Source organism: Actinomadura sp. 9N407, assembly GCF_044326315.1.
GTDB lineage: Bacteria > Actinomycetota > Actinomycetes > Streptosporangiales > Streptosporangiaceae > Spirillospora.
In genome coordinates, this window is record NZ_JBIRAW010000006.1 from 94,818 (window position 1) to 118,679 (window position 23,862).

Annotated in this window: 25 protein-coding genes; 16 read left to right on the forward strand and 9 right to left on the reverse strand. The window is 69.9% G+C overall.

Annotated elements, in window-relative coordinates; all coding sequences use genetic code 11:
• Positions 1-4: 4 nt before the first annotated feature.
• Positions 5-1,285, reverse strand: coding sequence for an MFS transporter (locus tag ACH34Q_RS11645; protein WP_395982844.1), 1,281 nt, complete (start codon positions 1,283-1,285; stop codon positions 5-7).
• A 32-nt stretch (positions 1,286-1,317) separates the two neighbouring features.
• On the reverse strand, positions 1,318-2,016 hold the full coding sequence (locus ACH34Q_RS11650) for a hypothetical protein (protein WP_395982845.1): 699 nt from the start codon (positions 2,014-2,016) through the stop codon (positions 1,318-1,320).
• Positions 2,017-2,402: 386 nt separating this feature from the next.
• On the opposite strand from ACH34Q_RS11650, the gene ACH34Q_RS11655 reads away from it, so the two are divergent.
• On the forward strand, positions 2,403-3,377 hold the full coding sequence (locus ACH34Q_RS11655; protein WP_395982846.1) for an oxygenase MpaB family protein: 975 nt from the start codon (positions 2,403-2,405) through the stop codon (positions 3,375-3,377).
• Here the strand turns inward: ACH34Q_RS11655 and ACH34Q_RS11660 are convergent.
• A complete protein-coding gene (locus ACH34Q_RS11660; RefSeq protein WP_395982847.1) occupies positions 3,352-3,900 on the reverse strand; it encodes a dihydrofolate reductase family protein in 549 nt (182 codons plus the stop codon). The genes ACH34Q_RS11655 and ACH34Q_RS11660 overlap by 26 nt on opposite strands.
• Before the next feature lie 108 nt (positions 3,901-4,008).
• Between ACH34Q_RS11660 and ACH34Q_RS11665 the strand changes: the two genes are divergently transcribed.
• Positions 4,009-4,614 carry a DNA-binding response regulator gene (locus ACH34Q_RS11665; protein WP_395982848.1) on the forward strand — a complete coding sequence of 202 codons (606 nt, stop codon included), beginning with the start codon at positions 4,009-4,011 and terminating at the stop codon, positions 4,612-4,614.
• On the opposite strand, the gene ACH34Q_RS11670 is transcribed toward ACH34Q_RS11665, so the two are convergent.
• Positions 4,504-6,417: a sensor histidine kinase gene (locus ACH34Q_RS11670; RefSeq protein WP_395982849.1), complete on the reverse strand. Its 1,914-nt coding sequence runs from the start codon at positions 6,415-6,417 to the stop codon at positions 4,504-4,506. The genes ACH34Q_RS11665 and ACH34Q_RS11670 overlap by 111 nt on opposite strands.
• Positions 6,418-6,614: 197 nt before the next feature.
• Here ACH34Q_RS11670 and ACH34Q_RS11675 point away from each other — a divergent pair, with 197 nt between their 5' ends.
• From ACH34Q_RS11675 to ACH34Q_RS11695, 5 genes are all read left to right on the forward strand, one after another.
• Positions 6,615-7,631: a TIGR03617 family F420-dependent LLM class oxidoreductase gene (locus ACH34Q_RS11675; RefSeq protein ID WP_395982850.1), complete on the forward strand. Its 1,017-nt coding sequence runs from the start codon at positions 6,615-6,617 to the stop codon at positions 7,629-7,631.
• A 200-nt stretch (positions 7,632-7,831) separates the two neighbouring features.
• Positions 7,832-8,728 carry an alpha/beta fold hydrolase gene (locus tag ACH34Q_RS11680; RefSeq protein WP_395982851.1) on the forward strand — a complete coding sequence of 299 codons (897 nt, stop codon included), beginning with the start codon at positions 7,832-7,834 and terminating at the stop codon, positions 8,726-8,728.
• Between the two features lie 50 nt (positions 8,729-8,778).
• Entirely contained in the window at positions 8,779-9,789 is a 1,011-nt protein-coding gene (locus ACH34Q_RS11685) for a BtrH N-terminal domain-containing protein (RefSeq protein ID WP_395982852.1), read from the forward strand.
• An 88-nt stretch (positions 9,790-9,877) separates the two neighbouring features.
• Entirely contained in the window at positions 9,878-10,651 is a 774-nt protein-coding gene (locus ACH34Q_RS11690) for a methyltransferase domain-containing protein (protein WP_395982853.1), read from the forward strand.
• A 144-nt stretch (positions 10,652-10,795) separates the two neighbouring features.
• The gene (locus ACH34Q_RS11695) at positions 10,796-11,182 is read left to right on the forward strand and encodes a RidA family protein (protein WP_395982854.1); all 387 of its coding nucleotides are present in this window, start codon (positions 10,796-10,798) and stop codon (positions 11,180-11,182) included.
• A 79-nt stretch (positions 11,183-11,261) separates the two neighbouring features.
• On the opposite strand, the gene ACH34Q_RS11700 is transcribed toward ACH34Q_RS11695, so the two are convergent.
• Positions 11,262-11,693 (reverse strand): hypothetical protein, encoded by a 432-nt coding sequence (locus ACH34Q_RS11700; RefSeq protein WP_395982855.1) that lies wholly within the window; start codon positions 11,691-11,693, stop codon positions 11,262-11,264.
• Positions 11,694-11,822: 129 nt separating this feature from the next.
• Between ACH34Q_RS11700 and ACH34Q_RS11705 the strand changes: the two genes are divergently transcribed.
• Together ACH34Q_RS11705 and ACH34Q_RS11710 are read left to right on the forward strand one after the other, a co-directional pair.
• The gene (locus tag ACH34Q_RS11705; RefSeq protein ID WP_395982856.1) at positions 11,823-13,079 is read left to right on the forward strand and encodes an NADH:flavin oxidoreductase/NADH oxidase family protein; all 1,257 of its coding nucleotides are present in this window, start codon (positions 11,823-11,825) and stop codon (positions 13,077-13,079) included.
• 80 nt (positions 13,080-13,159) lie between these two features.
• Complete coding sequence (locus ACH34Q_RS11710; RefSeq protein WP_395982857.1) at positions 13,160-13,819, forward strand: hypothetical protein; 660 nt, start codon at positions 13,160-13,162, stop codon at positions 13,817-13,819.
• Between the two features lie 133 nt (positions 13,820-13,952).
• Here the strand turns inward: ACH34Q_RS11710 and ACH34Q_RS11715 are convergent, their stop codons facing one another.
• Both ACH34Q_RS11715 and ACH34Q_RS11720 read right to left on the reverse strand, forming a co-directional pair.
• Positions 13,953-14,507 carry a dihydrofolate reductase family protein gene (locus ACH34Q_RS11715; protein WP_395982858.1) on the reverse strand — a complete coding sequence of 185 codons (555 nt, stop codon included), beginning with the start codon at positions 14,505-14,507 and terminating at the stop codon, positions 13,953-13,955.
• A 367-nt stretch (positions 14,508-14,874) separates the two neighbouring features.
• Entirely contained in the window at positions 14,875-15,483 is a 609-nt protein-coding gene (locus tag ACH34Q_RS11720) for a TetR/AcrR family transcriptional regulator (protein WP_395982859.1), read from the reverse strand.
• A 92-nt stretch (positions 15,484-15,575) separates the two neighbouring features.
• On the opposite strand from ACH34Q_RS11720, the gene ACH34Q_RS11725 reads away from it, so the two are divergent.
• The 4 genes from ACH34Q_RS11725 to ACH34Q_RS11740 are packed head-to-tail and all read left to right on the forward strand — an operon-like array spanning position 15,576 to position 19,636.
• Positions 15,576-16,991 (forward strand): carotenoid oxygenase family protein, encoded by a 1,416-nt coding sequence (locus tag ACH34Q_RS11725; protein ID WP_395982860.1) that lies wholly within the window; start codon positions 15,576-15,578, stop codon positions 16,989-16,991.
• Positions 16,988-17,878, forward strand: coding sequence for an alpha/beta fold hydrolase (locus ACH34Q_RS11730; RefSeq protein ID WP_395982861.1), 891 nt, complete (start codon positions 16,988-16,990; stop codon positions 17,876-17,878). Before ACH34Q_RS11725 ends, ACH34Q_RS11730 begins: the two co-directional genes overlap by 4 nt.
• Positions 17,875-19,062: a DNA polymerase III subunit delta' gene (locus ACH34Q_RS11735; protein WP_395982862.1), complete on the forward strand. Its 1,188-nt coding sequence runs from the start codon at positions 17,875-17,877 to the stop codon at positions 19,060-19,062. Before ACH34Q_RS11730 ends, ACH34Q_RS11735 begins: the two co-directional genes overlap by 4 nt.
• Positions 19,063-19,072: 10 nt before the next feature.
• The gene (locus ACH34Q_RS11740) at positions 19,073-19,636 is read left to right on the forward strand and encodes a hypothetical protein (RefSeq protein ID WP_395982863.1); all 564 of its coding nucleotides are present in this window, start codon (positions 19,073-19,075) and stop codon (positions 19,634-19,636) included.
• A gap of 69 nt (positions 19,637-19,705) precedes the next feature.
• Here ACH34Q_RS11740 and ACH34Q_RS11745 read toward each other — a convergent pair whose 3' ends face one another.
• Complete coding sequence (locus tag ACH34Q_RS11745) at positions 19,706-20,362, reverse strand: hypothetical protein (RefSeq protein WP_395982864.1); 657 nt, start codon at positions 20,360-20,362, stop codon at positions 19,706-19,708.
• Between the two features lie 203 nt (positions 20,363-20,565).
• On the opposite strand from ACH34Q_RS11745, the gene ACH34Q_RS11750 reads away from it, so the two are divergent.
• Entirely contained in the window at positions 20,566-21,384 is an 819-nt protein-coding gene (locus tag ACH34Q_RS11750) for a DUF429 domain-containing protein (RefSeq protein WP_395982865.1), read from the forward strand.
• A gap of 551 nt (positions 21,385-21,935) precedes the next feature.
• On the opposite strand, the gene ACH34Q_RS11755 is transcribed toward ACH34Q_RS11750, so the two are convergent.
• Positions 21,936-22,172: a hypothetical protein gene (locus ACH34Q_RS11755; protein WP_395982866.1), complete on the reverse strand. Its 237-nt coding sequence runs from the start codon at positions 22,170-22,172 to the stop codon at positions 21,936-21,938.
• Between the two features lie 26 nt (positions 22,173-22,198).
• Between ACH34Q_RS11755 and ACH34Q_RS11760 the strand changes: the two genes are divergently transcribed.
• Together ACH34Q_RS11760 and ACH34Q_RS11765 are read left to right on the forward strand one after the other, a co-directional pair.
• Positions 22,199-22,396, forward strand: coding sequence for a ferredoxin (locus ACH34Q_RS11760; protein ID WP_395982867.1), 198 nt, complete (start codon positions 22,199-22,201; stop codon positions 22,394-22,396).
• Positions 22,393-23,763, forward strand: a complete 1,371-nt coding sequence (locus ACH34Q_RS11765) for a cytochrome P450 (RefSeq protein WP_395982868.1) — start codon at positions 22,393-22,395, stop codon at positions 23,761-23,763. Before ACH34Q_RS11760 ends, ACH34Q_RS11765 begins: the two co-directional genes overlap by 4 nt.
• Positions 23,764-23,862: the final 99 nt, after the last annotated feature.

The window sequence follows — 23,862 nt, forward strand, 5'->3', positions numbered from 1 at the left end:
GAGCTCAGGAGGGAGATGCCGGCCGGTCCGGGCGGCTCCTGGAGCGGTAGATCGCGGCGGCCGTGATGACGCTGACGAGTAGACCGCCGGCGCCCGCGGCGACGAAGGTGATGCGCGCGTCGGTCGCGGCGAGCAGCAGGCCTCCCAGGACGTAGGAGAGCCCGGCGCCCAGCCCGACCGCGCCGTAGAGCGTGCCGAAGGCTTGGCCGAGGACGCTGGGCGGGACGACGCGCTGCAGGTGGGTGTTGACGCCGACGTCCAGGGCGGCGATACCGACCCCGCGCAGGGTCTGGAGCAGCAGGGCGGCCACGATCGACCCGGCCAGCCCGGTGACCAGGTTGCCGGCACTGCTCACCACGAACCCGACGATCAGCAGTGCCAGGGCCGGCCATCGTCCGCCCGCGCGGGCGAGCAGCAGGTAGCCGAGTAGCAGGCCGATGCCCACCCCGGCATAAAGGACGGCCGCGTCGGTGCCGGTCCCGCCGAGTTCGTCTCGGGCCAGGAAGACCAGCGCGACATCATCGACTCCACTGAAAGCGACCACGCCGACGAAACCTGCGGAGACGGCACGCACGGTTGGGATCGACCAAAGGTGTCTGAGGCCGGCCATCAACTCGCGGTACCACCGGGACGATGGGCTCCGGTCGGTCGCGGCGTCCGGCCGGCGCACGCTACCGAGCCGTGGAAGCCAGGTCAGCAGGGCAGCGGAGACGGCGAAAGTGGCGACGTCGACGAGCAGGACGCCGCGGATCCCGCTCAGCGCGAACAGTGCGGCCGCGATCAGCGGGCCGAGCGCTTCGAGCCCGTAGGTGCCGGCGCCCAGGGCGGCGTTGGCCGCTTCGAGATCCTCGTCGTCGACGATACGGGGGACGGTGCTGCGCGAGGCCGCGATGAAGGTCGTGGCGCCGATGCCCCGTACCGCGACCAGGAGCAGCAGGACCGGAAGCGGCGGCAAGGTCGCGGCTATCGCCAGCACCAAGAGCCCTTGGACTACCTCGCAGGCGACCATCACCCTGCGGAGCCCGTACCTGTCGCTGATGAGGCCTGCCACCGGGCCGAACAACCCCGGAACGCAGTCTCCGGCCAACAGCAAAAGCGCGACCGCGATCGCGGCGCCTGTCTCGGCCTGAAGATAGACGAGCAGGGCCACCAGACCGAGGGAATCGCCGAGGACCGAAACCGCCCGGGCCATCCACAGCACCCGGAACTCGCGGTTGTCGCGGAGGAGCCGCAGCGCGCCACCGCGAGGCCGTACGACGTGGTCAGCGGGTGTCTCGGGAGGCACCTTGAGCCTGCCCTTCAGGCCGGGGAGTGGTACTAATGCTGGACCTGCCGATCATCGTTCCCCCTGGTGGCGAGCCGGACACCGATCACGCCGCTGACGAGGTAGCCGCTGAACCGCCCGATCGGGATCAGCCAGCCGGCGGGCTCCCAGCGGAAGTAGGCGGGGGTGCCCAGGTTGGCCGCCGCGGAGAGCAGGGCGAGTCCCTCACCGGTCCTGCCGAGCAGTCCCTTCTGATGCGCGGCGACCGCGGTGGCAGCGGTGAGGACGCCGTTGGCGACACCGTGGACAGGCCCCCCGGAGACGAAAACGCGTCGCGTCGTGGCCAGAACCTCGGTGTCGGTACGTTCCTTCGGGACGGTCAGGCTCGCCTGAGCGGTCGCCGAAGCGGCAAGCGCCGTCACCGCGGCGCCACCAGCGACGAGCACGACCCCGCCGAGTAGCCGGGGATGGGCCGGATGCCGCGATGCCACGCGCACCATCGCGGCCACGTACCGTGCTTGAGCCAGGAGGGACAGCGCCTGGCAGGCGGCGTTGAAGCGAGCCGCCCGCGCGCTCCCGCTGTAGTAGGTGCGGATGGTCTCGGGGGCCGATCCCGGCGCTGGGAACGGGTCGCTCGCGAGCCGGCCCGCCCCCGCGATCGCGGTCGTGAACATCAGCCCGGCCACGGGGCCGGCGAGTCCGCCTGCGTCGCGGGCGAGAGCCAAGGGCCTCGCCCGTGTCCTGATGGTCATGTGGGGAGTCCTTTCGATCGGAGGCTGTCGCGGTCGCACACGCAGAGCCTCGTCCCGACATGCCCACAGAACATCGGCCAGTCGGCCTGACCTCGCGGCACGCTGACCGATATCGACGGCGCGCACCTGGAACGCTCCTGGTCGTCAAGCGGCTGCCGGGAGATCGTTGGCCGGCTTGCCGAAGTCTGTGGTCAGGTCAAATGACCAGGTGCAGAGCCGAAGGCAGGGACGCGGTTCCCCGGACGGTGGGGGCGGCAGCCGTCGAGCCAGGTCCGGCAGGGAGATCTCAACGTCCACGTGGTCATGATGCCGCCGCCGTCTCCGATGCTGGACACATGCAACAACATCGTGTAATTGTCTCATTCTGAGGCCGAAGGAGGTCGGGCATGGCGGCGGCCGAGCACCTCGGCGGACGACGCGACCGGTCGGCTTCCGGCGACCCGATCGGGCCGGAGTCGCTGCTGTGGCGGATCGCGGGCGACTCGCGGGCGGCTCTGCCGGGTGGCGCCACCGGGCTGCTGCAGTTGATGTATCCGCCGCTGGGGACGGCCGTGGCCGAGCAGTCGGGCTTCTTCGACGATCCGTTCGGCCGGATCTGGCGATCGGTCCCGCAGATCTGGGCGACGATCTTCGAGCCGGACGGGGGCGAGCGCGCCCGGCGGATCCGCGATCTGCACATGGACATCAAGGGCGTCGACTCCGGAGGACGCAGGTTCCACGCCCTGGATCCTGAGACGTTCTGGTGGGCGCACGCCACGTTCACTTGGCACATGTTCCGGACGGCCGAACTGTTCTTCCCGGCCGGCGCGCTGACCGCCGCCGACCGCGAGCGCCTCTACGCCGGAACGGTCGCCTGGTACGCCCGGTACGGGGTGAGCATGCGCCCGGTGCCGCCCGATTACGGTTCGTTCCAGAAGGCGTTCGACGCCTTCTGCGCCGAGCGCCTGGAGTTGACGGCTCCGGCCGTCCGATCGATCCAGATCGCCCGTACCGACGGGATCGGCGCGGTGCCGTTCGTCCCGTCGGTGGCCCTCCGGGCGGGGCGGCCGGTCCTGCGGCGGCTGGGCACGCTGGTGGCCATCGGCTGCCTGCCCGAGCCGGTCCGGGAGCGGTTCGACATCGAGTGGACCGCTTCCGAGCAGCGGCGCTTCGATCGGATGGCCGCGCTGGTCCGTACCTCGGCCCGGCTGGTCCCGCGGCGGCTGGACCGGTGGATGCTGCTGAGGCAGCTGCGCATGATCGGCGCCAAGACCCGTCACGACCGTTACCGGCCTGCGCCGATCGGCGACCGCGGGCTCGGACGCGGAGCCGCGCCCGAGCCCGAGCCCGATCGGATCAGCCGCCGAGGAGACGGTAGGTGAGGACGACGACTCCGCTCGGGAAGGTGATGGAGTCGGCCAGTTCGACGGCTCCGGCGCTGTCCGGGCGGAACAGCGGCTCACCGGAGCCCTTGATGACCGGGTAGATCCAGACCTTGTACTCGTCCAGGAGGCCGGCGGCGGCCAGGCCGTCGGTCAGGCGGCCGTTGCCCCAGACGAGGATGTCGCCGCCGTCCTGCTTCTTGAGGTCGGTCACCGCCCCGGCGAGATCGTGCCCGTCGATGACCGTGGTGGGATTCCAGGCGGAGGTGTCCACCGGCTCACTGGCGACGACGTACTTGGCCATGGAGTTGACGTGGTCCGCGTACGGGTTGCCGCCCATGTTCGGCCAGGCCTGCGCCATGCCCTCGTAGGTGACGCGACCGAGCAGGAGCGCGTCGGCGTCCGTGGTCATGGTGAAGGCGTAGGTCTGCGCCTTCTCCTCGGAGTACTGCAGCGACCATTCGTGCGGGTTGTCGATGAAGCCGTCGAGGGTGGCGTACGTGGAAGCAATGAGCTTGCGCATGATTTCCTCCGATTGAGCCCATTTCGCCGGTGTTGGCGTGATTAGACTCGCAATCCGAAGAATTCGCCGGTAGTGGCGGGGTTCAGCACTTCCATGTGAAGGAATCACATGATCCGTGTGATGGTCGCCGAGGACGTCCGCATCCTGCGGGAGACGCTGGCCACCGTCCTCGGGCTCGAGGACGACATCGAGGTGGTGGCCATGGTCGAGCGCGGCGACCAGATCGTCGTCATGGCCGAGCGGACGCGCCCCGATGTGGCGGTGCTCGACATCGACCTGCCCGGCCTGGACGGCCTGGACGCCGCCGCCGAGCTGCGCGCGAAGCTTCCGGCCTGCCGGACGGTCGTCCTGACCGGTCTGGGCAAACCCGGATACCTGCGCCGCGGGCTGGCCGCGGGGATCTCGGCGTTCCTTCTCAAGCACGCACCGGCCGACGACCTCATCGACGCGATCCGCAAGTCCGTCGCGGGTGTACGGGTGGTCGACCCCCAGCTGGCCCTCGCCGAGCTCGAACGGGCGGACAACCCGCTCACCGCGCGCGAGGCCGATGTGCTCCGGTTGTCGGCGACCGGAGCGGAGGCCGACGACATCGCCCGGTCCCTCTCACTGACCCGGGGCACCGTCCGCAACTACCTGTCGTCGGCCGTCATGAAGCTGGACGCCAGGAACCGGATCGACGCGATCCGCATCGCGTCCGATCAGGGCTGGCTGTAGCGGCACCACCGCCGCCAGCCGGAAGCCGTCCCCGTCCTTGCCGGCGGTCAGCGTCCCGCCCTGGTCCCGTACCCTTCGCGCCAGGTTCTTCAGCCCGAGGCCCGAGGCGGCGTCCCGGCCCGAGGCACCGTCGTTGACCAGCCGCAACCGGACGTTCTGCCCGACCACCTCGACGACCAGCTCGCAATGGCCGGCCTCGCTGTGCCGCAGCACGTTGGTGACCCCTTCGCGCAGGACGGTGGCGAGGAGCATGTCGGTCTCCGCGGGCAGCGGCACCGGCTGGACCGACCCGGACACCTCGATGCCGGCGGCCGCGAGCGCCGCGCGGGTGGACTCGGCCTCCGCCGCCAGCGCGATCTCGCCGCGCCCGGCCACGACGGCCTCCATGTCCGACAGGGCCCCGCGGGCCGCCGCCAGCCCCTCGGACAGCTCCGCGCGGGCCCGAGCGGGATCCCTGTCCAGCAGCCGCAGCGCCAGCTCGCTCTTGAGCACGACCACCGACAGGCCCAGGCCGAGCAGATCGTGCAGATCGGTCGCGAACCTGAGCCGCTCGCGGGCCACCGCCACCCGGGCCAGCTCCGCCCGCGCCTCCCTGACCCGCAGCGCCAGCTCGCCCATGCGGACCAGCCCGTACACGACCAGCGCCCGCTCCCCGGACCACACGATCTCGTAGACCAGCCCCAGCGCGGTCGGATCGCCGAGCTGCGCGTCCCAGATCGCGAGCAGCGAATCCAGGCAGATCAACGGGACCGCCACGACCCACCGCGCCCACCCGCGTACCACGACCAGCACGACGCCCGGCAGGTAGTAGACCACGTGCCACAGCGCCAGATCGAAGAGGAGCAGCGGCGCCAGGGCGGGCACGGCGATGGCCAACGTCCACAGCGGACGGCTCGAAGGGGCGCAGGCACGAAGGAACAGCAGGACGAACGCGGCGAGCGCCGTGAGGAACACCGCCGTCTCCGGCACGCTCAGGTCGACGCGCAGGAACGCCCGCACATGGCTGGGCACGATCATGAGGCAGATCGTCGCGGCCCCGAGCACCGCCACCGCCCTGGACGTCAGATCATCCGCCACCGGCGGGCCCGCGAGGTGCTCGCGCCCGTACCCGTGCGCCACCGACCTCGTCTCGTTCAGCGCCGCGCGCGCCACGTCCAGCCGCCGCCTGACCGCCGGCGCGTCCCCCGCCTCCCCATCGCGGATGACCCGCTCGAGGCTCACGCCCACCCGCTCGTTCAGCTGCTGCGCGAACACCAGCCGCTCGCGCGCCACCTCGGCCATCGCGAGCTCGTCCCTGGTCCGCCGCATGTCGCTGACCAGGTCCGCCAGCCGGGCGACCCCGTACAGCGCGATCCCGACGAACGCCGCGTGCCCGACCGCCAGATAGGCCGCCTCCGCGATCGTCGGCCGGACCGGCAGCGCGGCGGCGAACTGCACCGCGATCACCAGCGCGAACCCGCCCCACGCCGCCCACCGCCGGCGGATGAGCAGCAGGACCGCCGCCGCCAGGAACCCGGAGTTCCCGTACCAGGTGGACGCGTACCAGACCATGCCCACGGCCGTGAGGACCGCCTGGACGCCCAGCGTCCACTGCCAGCCCCGCACCCGCGCGTCGTCCGACCAGCGGATGCAGTTCCGCAGGTGGAGGAGCAGCAGCATGGTCAGCAGGACGAACGCGGCCGGTTTGCCTCCCGGCTCCGCATTGATGATCCCGACATACCCGCCGAAGGCGAATCCGCAGCTCACCCCCACCGCGACCACGCGAGCCCAGCGAACGGCCGTCACCGGCGACGCGATGTCCATGCGGGCCTCCCGAAGAGGGGGATGCCGCGCATCGTATAGATGATCGGAAGAATCGAGAGAGCTTTGGCCGGAGTCCGCCCGGGCGGGATATGGGGCGTGCTCGGACACCCCAAGGCTTCAAGGGCATGCCAGGCTCACTCCAGGAATCCAGCCCCTCGCCGGCGGACGTGTGGCCGCCGCGGAACGGAGATCGGTCGATGAAGCTCGATGTGCAACTGGACGGCCGGCCGGACGAGGCGGCGCAGCGTGCCCGCGCGCTGGTCACCGCCGGGGTGGACGGCCTGTTCACCTTCGAGGGCCCGCACGATGTGTTCCTGCCGCTGATCGTCGCGGCCGGCTCGGCGGAGGTGCCGCCGACCGACCTGATGACCAACGTCGCCATCGCGATCCCCCGCAGCCCGATGAACCTGGCCAACATGGCGTACGACCTGCAACTGCTGAGCAAGGGCCGGTTCCGGCTGGGACTGGGCTCGCAGATCAGGCCGCACATCGAGAACCGGTACGGCTCGACCTGGAGCAGGCCCGCCGCCCGGATGCGCGAGACGGTCCTCGCGGTCAAGGCGATCCTGAACTCCTGGCAGGACGGCACCCCGCTGGACTTCCGCGGCGAGTTCACCAGGCACACCCTGATGCCCGCGACGTTCGTCCCCGGACCGAACCCCTACGGCGTTCCGCCGGTCCTGCTCGGCGCGCTGGGCCCGGTGATGACCCGGACCGCGGCCGAGGTCGCCGACGGGCTGCTGGTGATGCCGTTCCACAGCCATCGGCATTTCCGCGAGCGCACGCTCCCGGCCGTGGCCGAGGGCCTGGAACGGGCGGGACGCGAGCGGATCGAGCTGTACCCGCAGGCGATCGTCGCGATGGGCGACACCCCCGAGGAGATCGAGGCCGCGACCTTCGGGGTGAAGGCACTGCTGGCGTTCTACGGCTCGACCCCCGCGTACCGGCCGGTCCTGGACATCGAGGGCTGGGGGGATCTGCAACCCGAGTTGAAGGCGCTGTCCAAGACCGGCGACATCATGACGATGGTCGGTCTGATCGACGACACGATGACGCGGACCCTGGCGGTCGTCGGAACGCCGGCCGAGTGCGCCGCCGAGATCAGGACCCGGTTCGGCGACGTGGCCGAACGGGTCTGCGCCTATTTCCCCGGATCGACCCACCCGAAAGAGACGATCACCGCCCTCGCGACCGAGCTGAGCGGAACGCCATGAACGTGCCCGCCCGCGCAGGCGCCCGGCCAGGGGCGGCTTCCGCGGAGCGGCTTGTCCCCCGTGCGAGCTACCGGCGAATGTCCACCGGACGGTGACGATGCCGGCACCGTCGGTTCCCTAGCGTTGAGCCGCGCCGCTTCGGCCGCTCCCCTCACCGTCGTGTGAATCGTTCGGCGGCAATTCGCTCTCTGGAGGACATCGTGCTTCGCAAGTTCAAGGCATCCGCCGTGACCGCCCTGTGCTGTGCCGTGGTCGGTACGGGACTCACCGGCTGCCAGGACGGCTCGCTGGAGAACTGGGACCCGCTCGCCTCCACGCAGGGCGCCGAGCCCGAGCCGTTCACCGGCACCAAGAAGATCAAGGTCGGCGCGAAGTCGGTGAACGTCTCGTGCGCGGGCGACCTGGCGAAGGGCCGGCCGGTCATCGTCCTGATGCACGGAGGGGGCGACGGGCTGGACAAGATGGCCGCCGTCCAGAAGACCCTGAGCGCGAAGAACCGGGTCTGCTCGTACGACCGCCTCGGCGCGGGCGCGAGCGACAAGCCGGACGGCCCGCAGAGCTTCGCCAGCAGCGGGAAGATCCTGACCGGGGTGCTCGACCAGATCGCCGGTGACGCGCCGGTCGTTCTGGCCGGGCACTCGCTGGGCGGGCTGATCGCCGGCCGGTACGCTCCCGACCACCGGGACCGGGTCAAGGGGCTGGCCCTGATGGACGCCACACCACCGACGATGGTCGCCGACATCAGCACGGCGATTCCCGCGTCGGCCACCGGCCCGGGAGCCCAGGTACGCGCCCAGAACCTCGCCGTCTTCCAGGGGCAGAACCCGGAGAAGCTGGCCATCGTCGACGGGAAGGTCGGCTCCGCCGGGGACATCCCGGTGGAGGTGATCCAGCACGGGCAGCAGTACCTCGCGGCCATTCCCGAGTACGGGCCGCGCCTGGAGCGGGCATGGTCCGCGGGGCAGCGCAAGTGGCTCACGCTGTCCAGCAAGAGCAAGCTGAGCACCGCCGCGAAGAGCGGGCACTACATCTACGTCGACCAGCCTGATGTCGCCGTCGGGGCGATCCAGCGCGTCACCGCGCAGGCCACGCGCTAGGAGACCGTCATGGTGGACTCTCCCACCGTGGGAGGGTCCACCATGATGGCGTGCCATACGAACTAGACATCGATGCCCGCGGCGGGCAGCACTGCGAGACGACGACGCTGGGCGTGCTGCTGCGGCACCAGGGAATCGATCTGTCCGAGCCCATGCTCTTCGGCCTCGGCTCCGGCCTGTCCTTCATCTACTGGGACGGCAAGAACATGGGCTTTCCCTTCCTCGGAGGACGGGTCAAGCCTTTCGAGCTCACCAATAACCTCGCCGCCCGGCTCGGGCTGGAGCTCCTGGTCCAGGAGACCACCTCACCCCGCAAGGGCTGGGAGAACGTGGTGGCCCCCATCGACGCCGGCCGGCCCGTCGGACTGCAGCTCGACAGCTACCACCTGGACTACTTCGGGACGAAGGTGCACTTCGGCGGTCATGTCGTCGCCATGTACGGCTACGACGACCACGACGCCTACCTGGTGGACACCGACCCGCAAGGCGGAGCGGTACGCACCAGCCTGCCCAGCCTCGCTCAGGCCAGGGCCGCGCGGGGCCCGATGACCGCCAAGCACCGGTCCTTCACCCTCACCGCTCCGCGGGACCTGGCCTCCCCGCAGGACCAGATCGTTCCGGCCATCACCGCCTGCGCCGACACGTTCCTCAACCCGCCCATCGCCAACCTCGGCCACCGGGGCATCGAGAAGGCGGGCAAGATGGTGCGCACATGGCTCCAGCGGACCGACGACCCGCAGCGGGACCTGCCGCAGGCCGCACTCTTGATGGAGCAGGCCGGCACCGGCGGCGCCCTGTTCCGTAACCTCTACCGCGACTTCCTGGCCGAAAGCATCCACGTGGTCGACAGCGGCCACCTGCGCACCGGCCACAGGCTGTACACCGAGGCGGCCGCCCTGTGGACGGAGGTCGCCGCACTGATCGCGAAAGCCGGTGGATCGGGCGATGCGCACTGCCTCGAACAGGCAGGCACCCTCCTCGGCGACCTTTCACGCATCGAGCGCGAGGCCATGCAGGCGCTGAGCGGCGTGGGGAGCAGTACCCGGATCGCCCTCACGTAGCCACGAAACGCCCGGCAGGCGCGCCGACGCTCATTCAGCCGAACGGCCCGCTTGACTTCAAGTGGGCTTTAACCAGCAGGATCCGGTCATGGACCAGAACCGGACGGCAGGCCGTACCAAGGACGACACCGACGCGCTCATCGCTCTGCTCGACATCGCTGACGGCATTCCCGGCGCGAGCGAACTGCGCGCGCGTTCCTACGAGTTGCTCGGCATCGCGCCGGATGCGGCGGTGGCCGACGTCGGATGCGGATCCGGCCGCGCGGCCGCGGAGATTGCCGAGCGGGGCGCGCGGTCGGTCGGCGTCGACCCCGACGAGCGGATGATCGCTGTGGCCGGCGAGCGCTGGCCGGACGTGGACTTCCGCGTGGCGAGCGCCCACGCGCTGCCCTTCGCCGACGGCGCGCTGGACGGCTACCGCGCCGAGAAGGTGTACCACGTCCTGGACGACCCCGCCGGCGCGATCGGCGAGGCGCGGCGCGTGCTCGCCCCCGGCGGGCGCATCGTGCTGATCGGGCAGGACTGGGACACCTTCGTCATCGACGCCGACGACGCCGCGCTCACCCGCACCATCGTGCACGCTCGCGCCGACCTGGTCCCCGCGCCCCGCATCGTCAGACGCTCCCGCAACCTCCTCCTCGACGCGGGCTTCGCCGACATCACCGTCGAAGCCCACACCAGGATCTTCACCGACGCGGCGATGGTGCCCGTTCTGGCCAACCTCGCCGAGAAGGCACGCTCGGCCGGATCGATCAGCGGCGCGCAGGCCGAGGCCTGGATCGCCGAGCAGCGTGAACGGGGCCGGCGCGGGCGGCTGTTCCTCGCCCTCCCGCTCTTCGTGACCGCGGCGACGCGCCGGTAACACCGGCGGGCAAGGCGCCTCCGCCACGATGTACGCCTGTTCACCGGCACGGCCGAGATCGTAAGCTCCGCCTCGTAGAGACCCGCCCGTTCCGCGACGGCGTCGTCCCCGGCGCTGCCGGACCGTCCAGAAACGAGACGACCGTTGGAACAAGTCCCCCATAACCCGACCGCGGGCGTGTACGCGGCCACCAGCGACTACGTGCACGCCATGGAAGTCCGCGGCGCGGGGCGCCTGCTGTTCGTCGCGGGAACGATGGGACTCGACCCGGCGGGCAGGCCCGGCGCCGGGATCGAGGAACAGCTGGACCTGGTCTGGTCCAACATCCGTACCATCCTCGCCTCGGCCGGCATGACCGTCGACAACATCGTGCGGCTGACCAGCTACCTGCGGGATCCCGCCTACGCCGAGGCCAACTCCACCGCCCGAACGGCCGCGCTGGGGAAGCGGAGAGTTCCCACGACGGCGCTGATCGCCACCACGCTGGACAGTGACTGGCTGGTCGAGATCGAGGTCATCGCGGCGGACTGAGAAAGCCCGTTCCCGATCCCGATCCCGATCCCGCGACCGCGATCCGCCCGGCCGCCAGCCCGCGGCCGGCCGTTCCGGATCAGGCCATCATCGCCAAGGCCGCTCCGCTACCGCCGGACCCGTTCCGCTCCTCCCCGTACCAGCACCTGCGGCAGGTCCTCGGGGGTCTCGCGGCCGTCCCCGTACGCGCCCATGTGGCGAGTGCGCAGAGCGCGAGCGTCGCGCCGAGGACGGTGGGGCCGATCCAGCCGGCGGCGTCGTACAAGGCCGTGGTCGCGGCTGCTCCCAGCGCGGAACCGAGGGAGTAGAAGGGCGTCCGCCGGCAGCAGCGCGAGGGTGAGCAGCGCGAGGACGGCGGCGAGGATCGCCAGGGCCAGGTAGATGCTCCGCCATCCCCACAGGTCCGCGATGCCGTGTACGCGACGGTGGTCTGCACCACCACCGCGAACAGGCCCGCGATGGCCAGTCCGGAGCCCTGGACGATGACGCCGGCCGGCAGCGCCAAGGGCATGGGGAAATGGTCCCTCTGGCCACCGTCATCGGTGAGACGATCAAGGCGCCGAACACCTCGCCACCCGAGCGGCGCGCTCCGCGTGATGTACGGCGCCGCCGTAGCGGCATGGACCGCAAGGAGAAAGCCATGAGTTCCACTCCGGCCGGCGGCCGACTGGGCTCTTCCCTCACTCTTCCTTCGGGCCGGACCCTGGCCAACCGGCTGATGAAGTCGGCGTTGAGCGAAGGCCTCGCCGAGCCCGGCGGCGCCCCGGGCACCCGCCTCGCCAACCTCTACCGCAGATGGGGCGACGGCGGATACGGCCTGCTGGTCACCGGGAACATCATGATCGACCACCGGCACCTGAGCGAGCCCGGCCAGGTCATCATCGAGGACGACCGCCACCTGGCCGCCCTGACCCGGTGGGCCGGGAGCTATCACGAACATGGCGGGCCGCTCTGGGCGCAGCTCAATCACCCCGGCCGCCAGGCCAACCAGCGCGCCGGACGGCACCGCCCGGTCGGGCCCAGCGCGATCGCCGCCCGCGTCCCCGGCGCGGCCAAGCCGCGCGCTCTCACCGACCGGGAGATCCGCGAGATCATCGCGCGGTTCGGCACCGCCGCCGCCGTCGCCGAAGCCGCCGGATTCGACGGAGTGCAGATCCACGGGGCGCACGGCTACCTCGTCACCCAGTTCCTGTCCCCCGGGTCCAACCAGCGCGACGACGCCTGGGGCGGCGATCCCGAACGCCGCCGCGCCTTCGTGGTCGAGGTCCTGCGCGCCGTCCGCGCGAGCGTCGGCGCCGGATTCCCCGTCGGCATCAAGCTCAACTCCGCCGACTTCCAGCGCGGCGGATTCACCGAGGAGGAATCCCACGGAGTCGTCCGTACCCTGATCGCCGAGGGCGTCGACCTCATCGAGATCAGCGGCGGCTCGTACGAGGCACCGGCCATGATGGGCGTGTTACCCGAGTCCACCCGCGCGCGCGAGGCCTACTTCCTGGACTACGCCCGTACCGTCCGCGAGATCGCTGGCCAGGTGCCGATCGCCGTCACCGGGGGCTTCCGCACACGCGCCGCGATGGAGCGCGCCCTCGCCGAGCGCGACTGCGACATCATCGGCATCGGACGGCCCGCCTGCATCACCTCGGACGCGCCCAGGGCCCTCCTCGAACGCGGCCAGGAGCGGCTGGACGCCCCTGTCATCCGGGTCGGCGCCCGCGGCCTGATCGGCCGCCTCACCGACCTTCCGCCCGTGGACAGCGCACTGAGCCTGCTCTGGCACGCCGACCAGCTCCACCGCATGGCGGCGGGGCTCGACCCCGACCCCACCCGCCCGTGGTGGCGCACCCTCAACTCGGTGATCCGCATAGGCCCCAGCGCACTACGCCCCAAACGCAGCTGACCTCCCGGAGGAACGACCGCAGGCGATGAACGGCATCGCCCGCTTCGGAGCGACCGCCCGGTACAGGCGCCAGGCGTCGTGTGATCATTGACGACGACGCCTGGCTTGGGCGGCTGGAGAGGGCAGGTATGTGGCGGCTGCTGAGCTGCGTGGCGGCGGTGGGGCTGCTGACGCTGTTCGCCGCCGCGGTCCTGGGCATGTCGTGGGCGATCGCCGACGGCCCGGCCGGCGTCCGGGGATGGGCGCTGATCCTGGTGTTCATCGTGGCCGGTCTGGTGGTGATGGGGCTATGGACGGCCCTCTTGCTGGTCAACACCGGGGGCCGGCCCGTCGGGATGGCCGTCACCCTCGCCGCCGGAATCGTCGCGTTGTTCTTTGTCGGTACCGTTCCGGCCTGGTTCAGCGAGTGGCTACTGCACGAGCGCGGACGCGTCACCACCTGCAAAGTGGTGGCCGTCACCGAAGAGGAGTCCTTCAACGGGTCCGGTACCTTCTCCCTCCATCGGCTGGCCTGCGACGGCGGCGGCCCCGCCACGCTTTCGCCGTCCGACCGCACCCTGCGGGTGAACCAGCGCGTCCGCGTTCGCCACGACCCCGCGGGGAAGTCGGACAAGGCGGTACTGGCCGACGACGCGGAAGCCACGAAGCCGCAGAATGTCGCCTGGTTCGCCGGCATCGAACTCGGCCTGATCACCCTCGCGTCCCTCGTCCTGATCGTGACCGGCCGAACCGACCCATGAGGCGTCGGCCACGCGTCACCTATCGCGAACCGTGGCCGCTGACCGCATGCGGCCGACACCCTCACGCTCACCGCAAGCCGGGGTCCGGTAGCCATCGGGCGGGGAGACGCTGGGCTCGGCCCGTACGGCAGGCTCAGCGCACCGGGCGGTAGGTCGCCAGGATCACGCCGCCGCTGGTCGGCTCGGCACGCACCAGTTCCAGCTTCTTCAGCGTGGCGTCGCCGGGGAACAGCTTCCTCCGGCCGCCGCCGGCGACCACCGGATTGATCATCAGCGTCAGCTCGTCCAGCAGGTCCTGCTCCAGCAGGGACGCGACCAGGCCGGGGCTCCCGGCGACCGCGATGTCCTTGCCGCCCGCCTCCTTGAGCCGCTTGATCGCCGACGCCAGGTCCCCCTTGACCAGATGGCTGTTCGGCCACTCGTCGACGCCGTCCAGCGTGCCGGAGACGACGTACTTGGGCGCCTTGTTGATCCAGTCCGCGAACGCCGCGTCGTCGCCGCCTTCGTAGCTCGGCCAGTAGTCCGCCCACATCTGGTAGGTGGACCGGCCGAGAAGCACCGTGTCGCTGGTGTCCAGCGCCCTGGCCAGTGCCGCTGCCGCCTGGTCGTCCCAGGTGAACTGCCACTGCTCGGGCGATTCGACGACTCCGTCGAGCGAGATGAACAGGGTCGAAACGACTTTGCGCATGATGGCGACCTCCCGTCTCCCGGCTCCCGTGAGCCGCGGCCGAAACGCTAGAGGTGCACCGTAGTCACGTCTTGTACAGAAGCGACAGCGGCACCGCCGGCTCGCGGACGATTCGGTGGCGGTACGGCCGACGTACCGGGCCAGCGACCGCGACATGTGCGGCTGGTCGAAGTACCCGAGCCGGTGCACGACCTCCTGGGACGGCAGCCCGTCCCGGATCAAGGCGGCCGCCTGCCTGACCCTGTCGATCTGGCGGACGGTCCCGTGGGTGAGTCCGGTCGAGGACGCGATCGCCAGCATCTGGTCCACACCCGAGCTGCTGCTGCGCAACACCCTCTCGATGAAGGGCGAATCGGACGATGTCTCGTCAGGCGTCGACCGATCGGCCCGGTGCGAGGACGCCCAGGCCGAACAGGTCGATGACCTCGTCGATCAGGGTCTCGGCCCGGGCCGCGTCGAGGTAGTCGTCGACGAACATCTGGGAGAGTCCGTAGACCAGGGCCTGAGCGGTGATCCTGATCAGTTCGGGATCGGCCCGCCGGAGTTCGCCGCGCTGCTGGCCCGCGACGATCATGCCGGTGATGGCGTTCGTGAAGGCGCGGTGCCCCTCCTCGATGGCAGGACTTCGATCCGCGGCGAAGAGGGCGGACCGCAGGAGTGCGAAGCGGTGCGGGTGGGCCAAGGCGTAGTGCACGAACGCGGTGCCCAGGGCCCGGAACGGCAGGGAGTCGGCCGAGTCCACCGCGGTCAGCTGGACCACGCCGAAGTCCACCATGACGGCCTCCGCCACGGCCGCCATGAGGGCCGCCCGGTCGGGGAAGTGCCGGAACGGCGCGGCAGGCGAGACGCCCGCCCTGCGCGCCACCTCCCGGACGGTCACCGCTTCGGCGCCGCTCTCGTCCAGCAGCTCGACGGCATGCGTGACCAGCGCCTCCGGCAGGGACCCGTGGTGGTAGGGCCGTCCCGTCGTCTTCATGCAGCCAGTCGTACCACACCTTGACAGCTGTCCCGGGGCTCGATGTAATCACCGCTTACATGAATGTGTTCACTGATTACATTGGAGCGCTCATGGACTTGCGACGCGGCGGTTGGGCCCGGGAGGTCGACGCCGAGCTCCATCCGAGCCAGGGAAGCGTCCCCGACGGCCTGGCCGGAACCCTCTACCGCAACGGCGCGGGCAACCATCTGTCCGACTACGTCATCGACGGAGACGGCCTGGTCAGCGCCGTCACCTTCGCGCCCGGCAGGCCGGTGCGGGTCCGGTCCCGCTATGTCCGCACGCCCTCGTACCAGGCGTCCCTCGACGCCCGCGACGGCGAGGGACCTCCGCTCCGCCTGGGCGGGGCCAACGCGCCCGGCGGCCGGCTCCGCAACATGCTCCGCCCGCCCGCCGTACAGGCCAACACGTCGGTGACGATGATCGACGACCGGCTGCTGGCGCTCTGGGAAGCCGACATGCCCTGGGAGCTGGACCCCGCCACGCTCGAGACCCTCGGCCGCTGCGACCTCGACGGCGGGCTCAAGCCGTCCGGCCGCTTCGGGGCCGCCTACACGCCCTACTCGGCCCACCCGTGCTGGGACCCCGCCGTCGGCGAGCTCTGGAACTTCGGCTGCGTGTACGCCCCGCGCAACCAGCTGGAGATCTACCGCAGCAGGCGCGGCGGAGCGACCGAGCATGTGCGGTCGATCCGGATCCCCCGCCGCTTCATGGTCCACGACTTCGCGATGACCGCCACCCACCTGGTGTTCTGCCTCGGCCCCGTCATCCTCGACCTGGCCGCGATGTTGTCCGGCCGCCTTCCGACCTTCCAGTCGATGCGCTGGCACGGCGACGAGCCCACCCGCATCCTGCTCGTCCCCCGCGCGGGCGGCCCGTTCCGCGTCGTCGAGACCGACCCCTGGTTCCAGTGGCACTTCGCCGGCGCCTACGACGACGGCCCTGACATCGTCTTCGACCTGGTCCGCTTCCGGTCCTGGACCGTCATGCACGAGGCCATCTCCAGCATCGGCCACCTGACCGACCCGTCCTGCCTGCCCGTCGGGCGGCTCTGGCGCTACCGCGTCGGAACGTCCGGCAAGGTCGAGGCCCATCAGCTCCACAGCCAGCCGCTCGAATGGCCCACCATCGACCCCCGGCTGTCCACAGCGGGACACCGCGACGTCTACGGCGCCGCCGCCACCACGGCCACGACCGGCATCGCGTTCACGGCGGTCGCGCGCTACGACACCGAGACCGGCGTGGCCGACACGTACGACCACGGCCCAGGCCGTCTGGTCGGCGAGCCCCTCTTCGTCCCCCGCGACCGCGACGAGACCAGCGACGAGGGCTGGCTCATCGTCTACACGAACGACATCGCCGCGGGGACGACGGACATCGTCATCTTCAACGCCCGGGCCGTCGCGGACGGCCCCGTCTGCACCCTTCCCGTCCCCGAAAGCCTCGGCTACTCCTTCCACGGCCAGTGGGCGCAGGCCCGCCCATGAAGCGCCTCTCCTCCTTCACACGCGACGGACTGGTCTTCAACGTCGTCGACCAGGGCCCCCTGGACGGCGACATCGTGGTCCTCCTCCACGGCTTCCCCCAGACCGCGAGTTCCTGGGACGCCCTGGCCCCCCTCCTGCACGCCGAGGGATACCGCACCCTCGCCCCCGACCAGCGCGGATACTCACCAGGAGCCCGTCCTCGCGGCAGGTACGCCTACCGCACGTCCGAACTGGTGGACGACGTCCTGGCCCTCATCAGGACGGCCGACCCCGGCACTCGCGGTGTCCATGTCATCGGCCACGACTGGGGAGCGGCGGTCGCCTGGGCACTGGCCGCAGCCCACCCGAACGCCCTGTCCACGCTGACGGCTCTGTCGGTCCCCCACCCCGCGGCGTTCATACGCTCCCTCTTCACCAGCCGCCAGTTCCTGATGTCGTGGTACATGTACTTCTTCCAGCTCCCCTGGATCCCGGAAGTGGCCCTGCGCCGCCTCTACCGCTCCGGGAACCCCGCCAGGGCCACGAAGATGACCGCCGGGCAACCCGAGGCCAACACCCTGAGGGACGTCACGTTCCTCATCACCTCGGGCGCGCTCACTCCGGCGCTCAACTGGTACCGGGCCATGCCCTTCAACCCTCCGAGCCGTCTGTCCCCCGTGACCGTCCCCACGCTGTTCATCGCCAGCGACGCCGATCCCGCCCTGGGCCCCAAATGCGCCTCCCTGACCCGCGACTACGTCACCGGTCCCTACACCTTCCACACCCTTCCCGGCGTGGGCCACTGGATCCCCGAACAGGCCGCCCCCAAGGTGGCGGCCCTTCTCCGGCCCCACTTGTCCCGGCAGGACTCCACCGAGGCCGGTGAATTCCATAATCTTGGAGAATGAGTGTCTGGGATGACCTGATAGGCCAGGAAGCACTCGTTTCTCGGCTGGCCACCGCGGTCGACGAAGCCGCTGCCGTACTGGCCGGCACCGTACTGGCCGGCACCGGCAAGGCGGGCGCGGGCATGACACACGCCTGGCTTTTCACCGGAATTCCGGGATCCGGTCGTTCCACCGCCGCCCGGGCTTTTGCCGCGGCCCTCCAATGTCCCCGCATGCCACCCGGCTGCGGCGATTGCCTTTCCTGCCACCAGGTCCGCCAGGGCGCCCATGCCGACATCGAGGTAGTGCGGCCGGCCGGGCTGTCGTACGGCTCCCACGAGGCCCGGAAACTGGTGCGCCAGGCAGCCACGTCACCCACCGGCCGGCGCTGGCGGATCGTGCTGTTCGAGGAAGCCGACCGAGCGACCGAACACGCCGCCAACGCCCTGCTCAAAGCCATCGAAGAAGCACCGCCCAGAACCGTGTGGTTGCTGTGTGCCCCCACCCCGCACGACCTCATGATGACCCTCAGATCCCGATGCCGGCCGGCCACCTTGCGCACGCCTCCGGCCGCGGCGATCGCCGACGCGCTCGTCCAAAGAGACGGCACCGACCGTGAGCTCGCCATCAAGGCGGCAAGGGCTTCCCAGGGCGACATCCGCCGGGCACGGCAGATGACCATCGACCAGGAGGCTCGCAACCGGCGTGACGAGGTATTGGCGCTGCCCTGCCTGCTGACGGGAGTCGGTCCGGCCGTGACGGCCGCCGCCACGTTGATGGCCGCCGCCACCGCGGACGCCAGAGCCACTACCGAGGAACTCGATGCCATCGAGACCGCCGACCTCAGACGGGCACTCGGTGAGAACGGCGAGGGGCGGATGCCACCCGGCACGGCGGGTGCCCTCAGGGAGCTGAAAGAACGCCAGAGATCCCGCGCTATCAGGATCAGGCGCGATTCCCTTCATCGAGCGCTGCTGGATATGGCCTCCTACTACCGTGACGTCCTGGTCCTGCAGTTCGGCTCAACGACCGAGTTGGTCAACCCCGACCGGATCGCCGAACTGCTCACGGCGGCCTCATCAGGGACGCCAGAGGAGACCCTGCGACGACTCGACGCCATCATGGAATGCCGCAACCGAATCGACGCCAACGTCACGCCGCTCCTGGCGGTCGAAGCCATGAGCCTCGCACTACGCACACTCTGAACCTGCGGTGATGCGCCATGCCGCCGAGGTATCCGAGGAAGAACTCGCCGCCGCCGTGACCGCGGCGGGCTTCCCTCCGGACCCGCAACTCGACCGCCGCGCCACCGCCCGTCCCGCGACGCTGCGCGTAAGGACGCAGGTGGTCGCCGGCCAGCTCTACCTACTGGACCGCGGGCACACCGTGGCGAGCGTCCTTCCCCTCCCGAACGACGCCGCGAGTGCGGGGATCGTCGACGTGGTCCCCGGCGGCGCCGTCCTGTGGACGCCGCACCGGAGCGGACCATTGGACCTGACCGTCGTCCTCGCTCCGTACGGCCCGGAGCCCGTCCTCGACGACCATGACGACATCGTGGAGATCAGCTACCGCTCACCGACCGGCCAACTGTCGATCACCGAACTGGACGGCACCCGCCACGATCTTCCCTCTCTGCCCGGGCACGGCGACTACCGCCTGCGCTACCACGTACGCGCCGACGGCCCGGCCCACCTCCTGCAGATCTGGCGCGACGCCCGACGCAGACCCACCCTGCTGAAAGTGACCAGCCCATGGGCCGTCCCCCGCACAGGCACCTGATCTCGCCACCGCTCCCGCCTCGCTGGCGAGCTCATCACGGAAGGCGTCTTCGGTCGCCCAACCGAGCGGTCACGGCACCTCGGGGTTCTCGACGACACGCACCGTGACCACGTACTGGGCGTGGCCGGACGCGATCTGGCGATAGGTGACCTCCTTGATCTGGCGGTCGTTGCGGTACAGCCAGACATCTGCGAGTTCACCGAGATGGTCGAGCGTGCCGCGGCGTGACTTGTCCTCAAGTACGTCCGCGATACCCCCGAGATAGTTGGTGGCATCCCATGGATCGCGATCCGCCGGAGCGTGTAGCACGACGTCGAGGGCCACCCACCCGTTCTCGATCGGAACGAAGGCCTGCTCATCGCGGGCACGCCCTGCCGCTTCCAGAAGGCGGCGGACCCTCCCCGCATGAGAATGACCGGCGCCCATCATGGACAGGGCTTCGTTCTTGGCCGGTGGATATTTCGGCACCGTGAAAGAGACCACGTTCAGCCCTTCGCCCACGGTGGACGACTGCTCGCCCATCTCACGCCCCGGACGGAAGGCTCCCAGTGCGCGTCGGCACATGGCATGCCAGGCGTCCCCGCCCGCGTCCCGGGTCAGGATGCTGGCCACGACCTCGTCGTCGCACGTACCACCGTGCCAGGAGCATTTTCCTTCGGCCGCGCGATCACCGCCCGAGTGAAATCGTGAGTCGTAGGGGTGCTCTTCGACCAGTCGCGTCTTCACTCTGGACCACCCGCCGAAATCTCGAGGTCGCTGCTCGACCAACCGATTCGCCTGCCGGCATATCTACCAGTTATGCAAGATCACGGCAGTACGACGACGGCGATGATTCATATTGACGTGCCGTACGTAGCGCGGTGCTGCCTGAGATGGTCGTGACACGATGCTGGCCGGGCTGGTTGGAGGGCGGTACAAAAAGTATGGCGATGGAACGGTTCTTGGGTGTCGACCTGGCGTGGCGAGACAGCGACGGCGACCGGGTGGCGAACGAGAGCGGAGTCGCCGTCCTCGACGACCGAGGCAGGATCATCGACGCAGGCTGGACCCGCGGGCTGGACGCCACCGTCACCTGGATCGAGCGGGCCGCGGCGGACCGGCCGGCGTTGCTGTTCGTCGACGCGCCACTGGTGGTGACCAACGCCCGTGGCCAGCGGATCTGCGAGACACAGGTCGGGCAGCGCTACGGCCGCTGGAAGGTCAGCGCGAACACCACCAACGCCGCCTCGCCGCGACTGGCGGGCGTCGCCCTACGGGAAAGACTCGAAACACGTGGATGGGCCTACTCCGACGGGCATCATGGCCCCCCGCGAGCCGGTCAGATGGTCTCGGAGTGCTATCCGTACACAACCCTGGTAGGTACCACGGAGTTCGGTTACGACCAGGAACGCCCCCGCTACAAACGCAAACCGAAGGCTCTGCCGGTCTCGGCCTGGCGACCCCGACGCGCTGAGACCTGCGACGAGTTGATCAGCCGCCTCCATGGTCTGGCAACGGTCGTTCCGCCCCTGCTGCTGGACTCTCACCCCGTCGCCCGGCAGTTGACCGAGGAACCGTCCCCGGACACCGACCTCGCCTACAAGCATCGCGAGGACCTCATCGACGCCCTCATCTGCGCCTGGACGGCAACGCTGTGGGCCAGGCACGGGACCGCCCGCTGCCAAGTGCTCGGCCCCGCGGCCTCGCCGCACGGCCACCCGCCGGTGGCCACCATCATCGCGCCCGCGCGTCCCGAGCAACGCCGATGACCACCGCCACCCCGGTACGGCGAGAAATCCTGGCCGCGCCGAACCTGTAAATGCGGAGGTCAGAGCCTGTGGCACCGTTTCGGCACTGACAAGCCAACGCTGTTGGAGAAACTTCTCCAGCGAACCTTCAGGGCCTTGCAATTCCGATGTCTGCGCCGTGCGCGGCGGCGAGACACGTCATCCGCTGAGAATGTGGTCCATGGTCTCGACCGGCAGTGCCGGATTACTCGCGGCAGCTCACTCGGCGGGTCTGGATGGTTCTCGGCCAGGAAGAGCCGGACCAGGAAGTCATCGTCCACGGCGAGAGCCCGCACCAGATCGGCCGGCAGATGCGGACAGTGCGCCGCGCTGCGCCGCAGCGCGGGATGCGCGGAGGTCGCGCAGCGGCGCATGGCCGTCTCGTCGTCGCACGCATCGATCACCCAGTCGAGTGGAGCATGGTCCTGGTCCACCATGTCGCGACGAACGAGACATATTGTGTCGCCGCTCCGCGATGGCGTCCGCTCGCGCGGCTCATGCCGGCACGCACGTGGTTCGTACGCCAATCGAGATCAACGATACGCCTCGATATTCATCGGGTCTGGTGCGGGCAAACCGGTGAGAGTATCGTTCTCTTTGAACAGAGTAATGCTCTCGTACAGCGAGACTCCAATATGCACGCCCGGTAACGATTGGTCACTCTCGCTCGAACCGGTGGCACCCTGCTGTCGTTCGGCGCGGCTGCCCACATGATCGGAACGCCGTCCTGGGTCGATGCCGGTGGCCGCTTCACGTGGGCTGATTCCCATACCCGGACCACAAAGGAGACATCGTCGTGAAAGTCAAGGTCGATCCAGCGCGCTGCCAGGGCCACACGCTCTGCGCCATGCAGGCTCCGGATGTCTTCGAACTGGACGACGTCGACGGCCACTCGTCACCGACCAGCGAGACCGTCCGGGCCGGCTGGGAACCGCAAGTGATCAAAGCCGTCAGAAGCTGCCCCGAGCAGGCGATCTCTGTGGAGGACGCATGAGCACGGAAGATGTCGGTGGCGAGGACCGAAAGAAGATCAGTTTTCACTTCGACCGGCATGCCCCCGGCTACCGCGAACACTTCGAAGAGATCACCCGGGAGCTGCATTCCCGGTGCCCCGTCGCATGGTCCGAGACCTACGGCGGCCATTGGGTCGCCGCCGGCAACCGCGAGGTCTTCGAAATCGTCCGCGCCTCCGAATACGTCTCCAACGACCATGACGTCAAGGGAGAGCGGCGCGGCTACCAGGGGATATCCATTCCCGCCCCGCAACGTGGCCGGGGCCGTCGGGGCGGTTTCCTCGAAATGGACCCGCCCGAGCAGCGCCACTACCGCCAGGCGCTCAATCCGTACCTCTCCCCTGCCGCCATCGACCGCTGGATACCGTGGATCGACGAGCTGGTGTGCGCCTGCCTGGACGAGAGGATCGAGGAAGGCCGGATCGACTTCGTCGAGGATCTCGCCAACATCGTCCCGGCCGCCTTCACGCTGGCCATGATGGGCATCCCCGTCAAGGACTGGCGGATCTACAGCGAACCGGCCCACGCGGTCATGTACACCCCGCTGACCTCGCCTGACATCATGCGTGTCGGGGAACTGCACATGGCCATGCAGCGGGAGATCGCCCGGCGGCTCGCCGAGATCCGGGAGCATCCCCGCCCCGGCCTGGTGGACGGGCTGGTCAATGCCGAGATCAACGGCCACAAGCAGCCCGACGAGGAACTGCACGGCGTGCTCGGCCTGCTCATCGGCGGCGGCTTCGACACCACGACGGCGCTCACCGCGCACGCCGTCGAATGGCTCTCGCAGAACCCGGCCGAACGCGACCGGCTGAGTCGCGAGCGGGCCACCCTCCTGGACTCCGCCACCGAGGAGTTCTTGCGCTTCTACACCCCGGTGGTGGGCAACGGCCGGACGATCTCCGCCGACTGCGAGCTCGCCGGAACCCGGTTCAAGGAGGGCGAGCGCCTCTGGGTGTCCTTCGCGATGGCCAACCGGGACGCCGCCGCGTTCCCCGACCCCGACCGCATCGACCTGGCGCGCGAGGGCAACCGGCACAACAGCTTCGGCCTCGGCGTCCACCGCTGCATCGGCTCGAACGTCGCCCGCACGGTCTTCAAGCGCATGCTCATTCAGGTGCTCGACCGCATGCCCGACTACACCTGCGACCCCGAAGGCACCGCGCACTACGAAACGATCTCCGTCATCAACGGCATGCGCTACCTCCCGGCGACCTTCACCCCCGGCCCGCGACTCGGTGCCGGACTGGACGAGACCCTGGAGAGCCTCCAGAAGGCCTGCGATGAGCAGCGGCTCGCCGAGCCCGTCACCTCCCGCAAGGCAAAGGCGAAGGTCACCGGCTCATAGACCCGTTCCCGAGAGGGAGGCTGTCCGGTGGAGTGAGACGGAGCCGTGAACGGGTCCCCCGCCGACCGGCCACCACCCGTGCAATGCGGCTTACGGCAC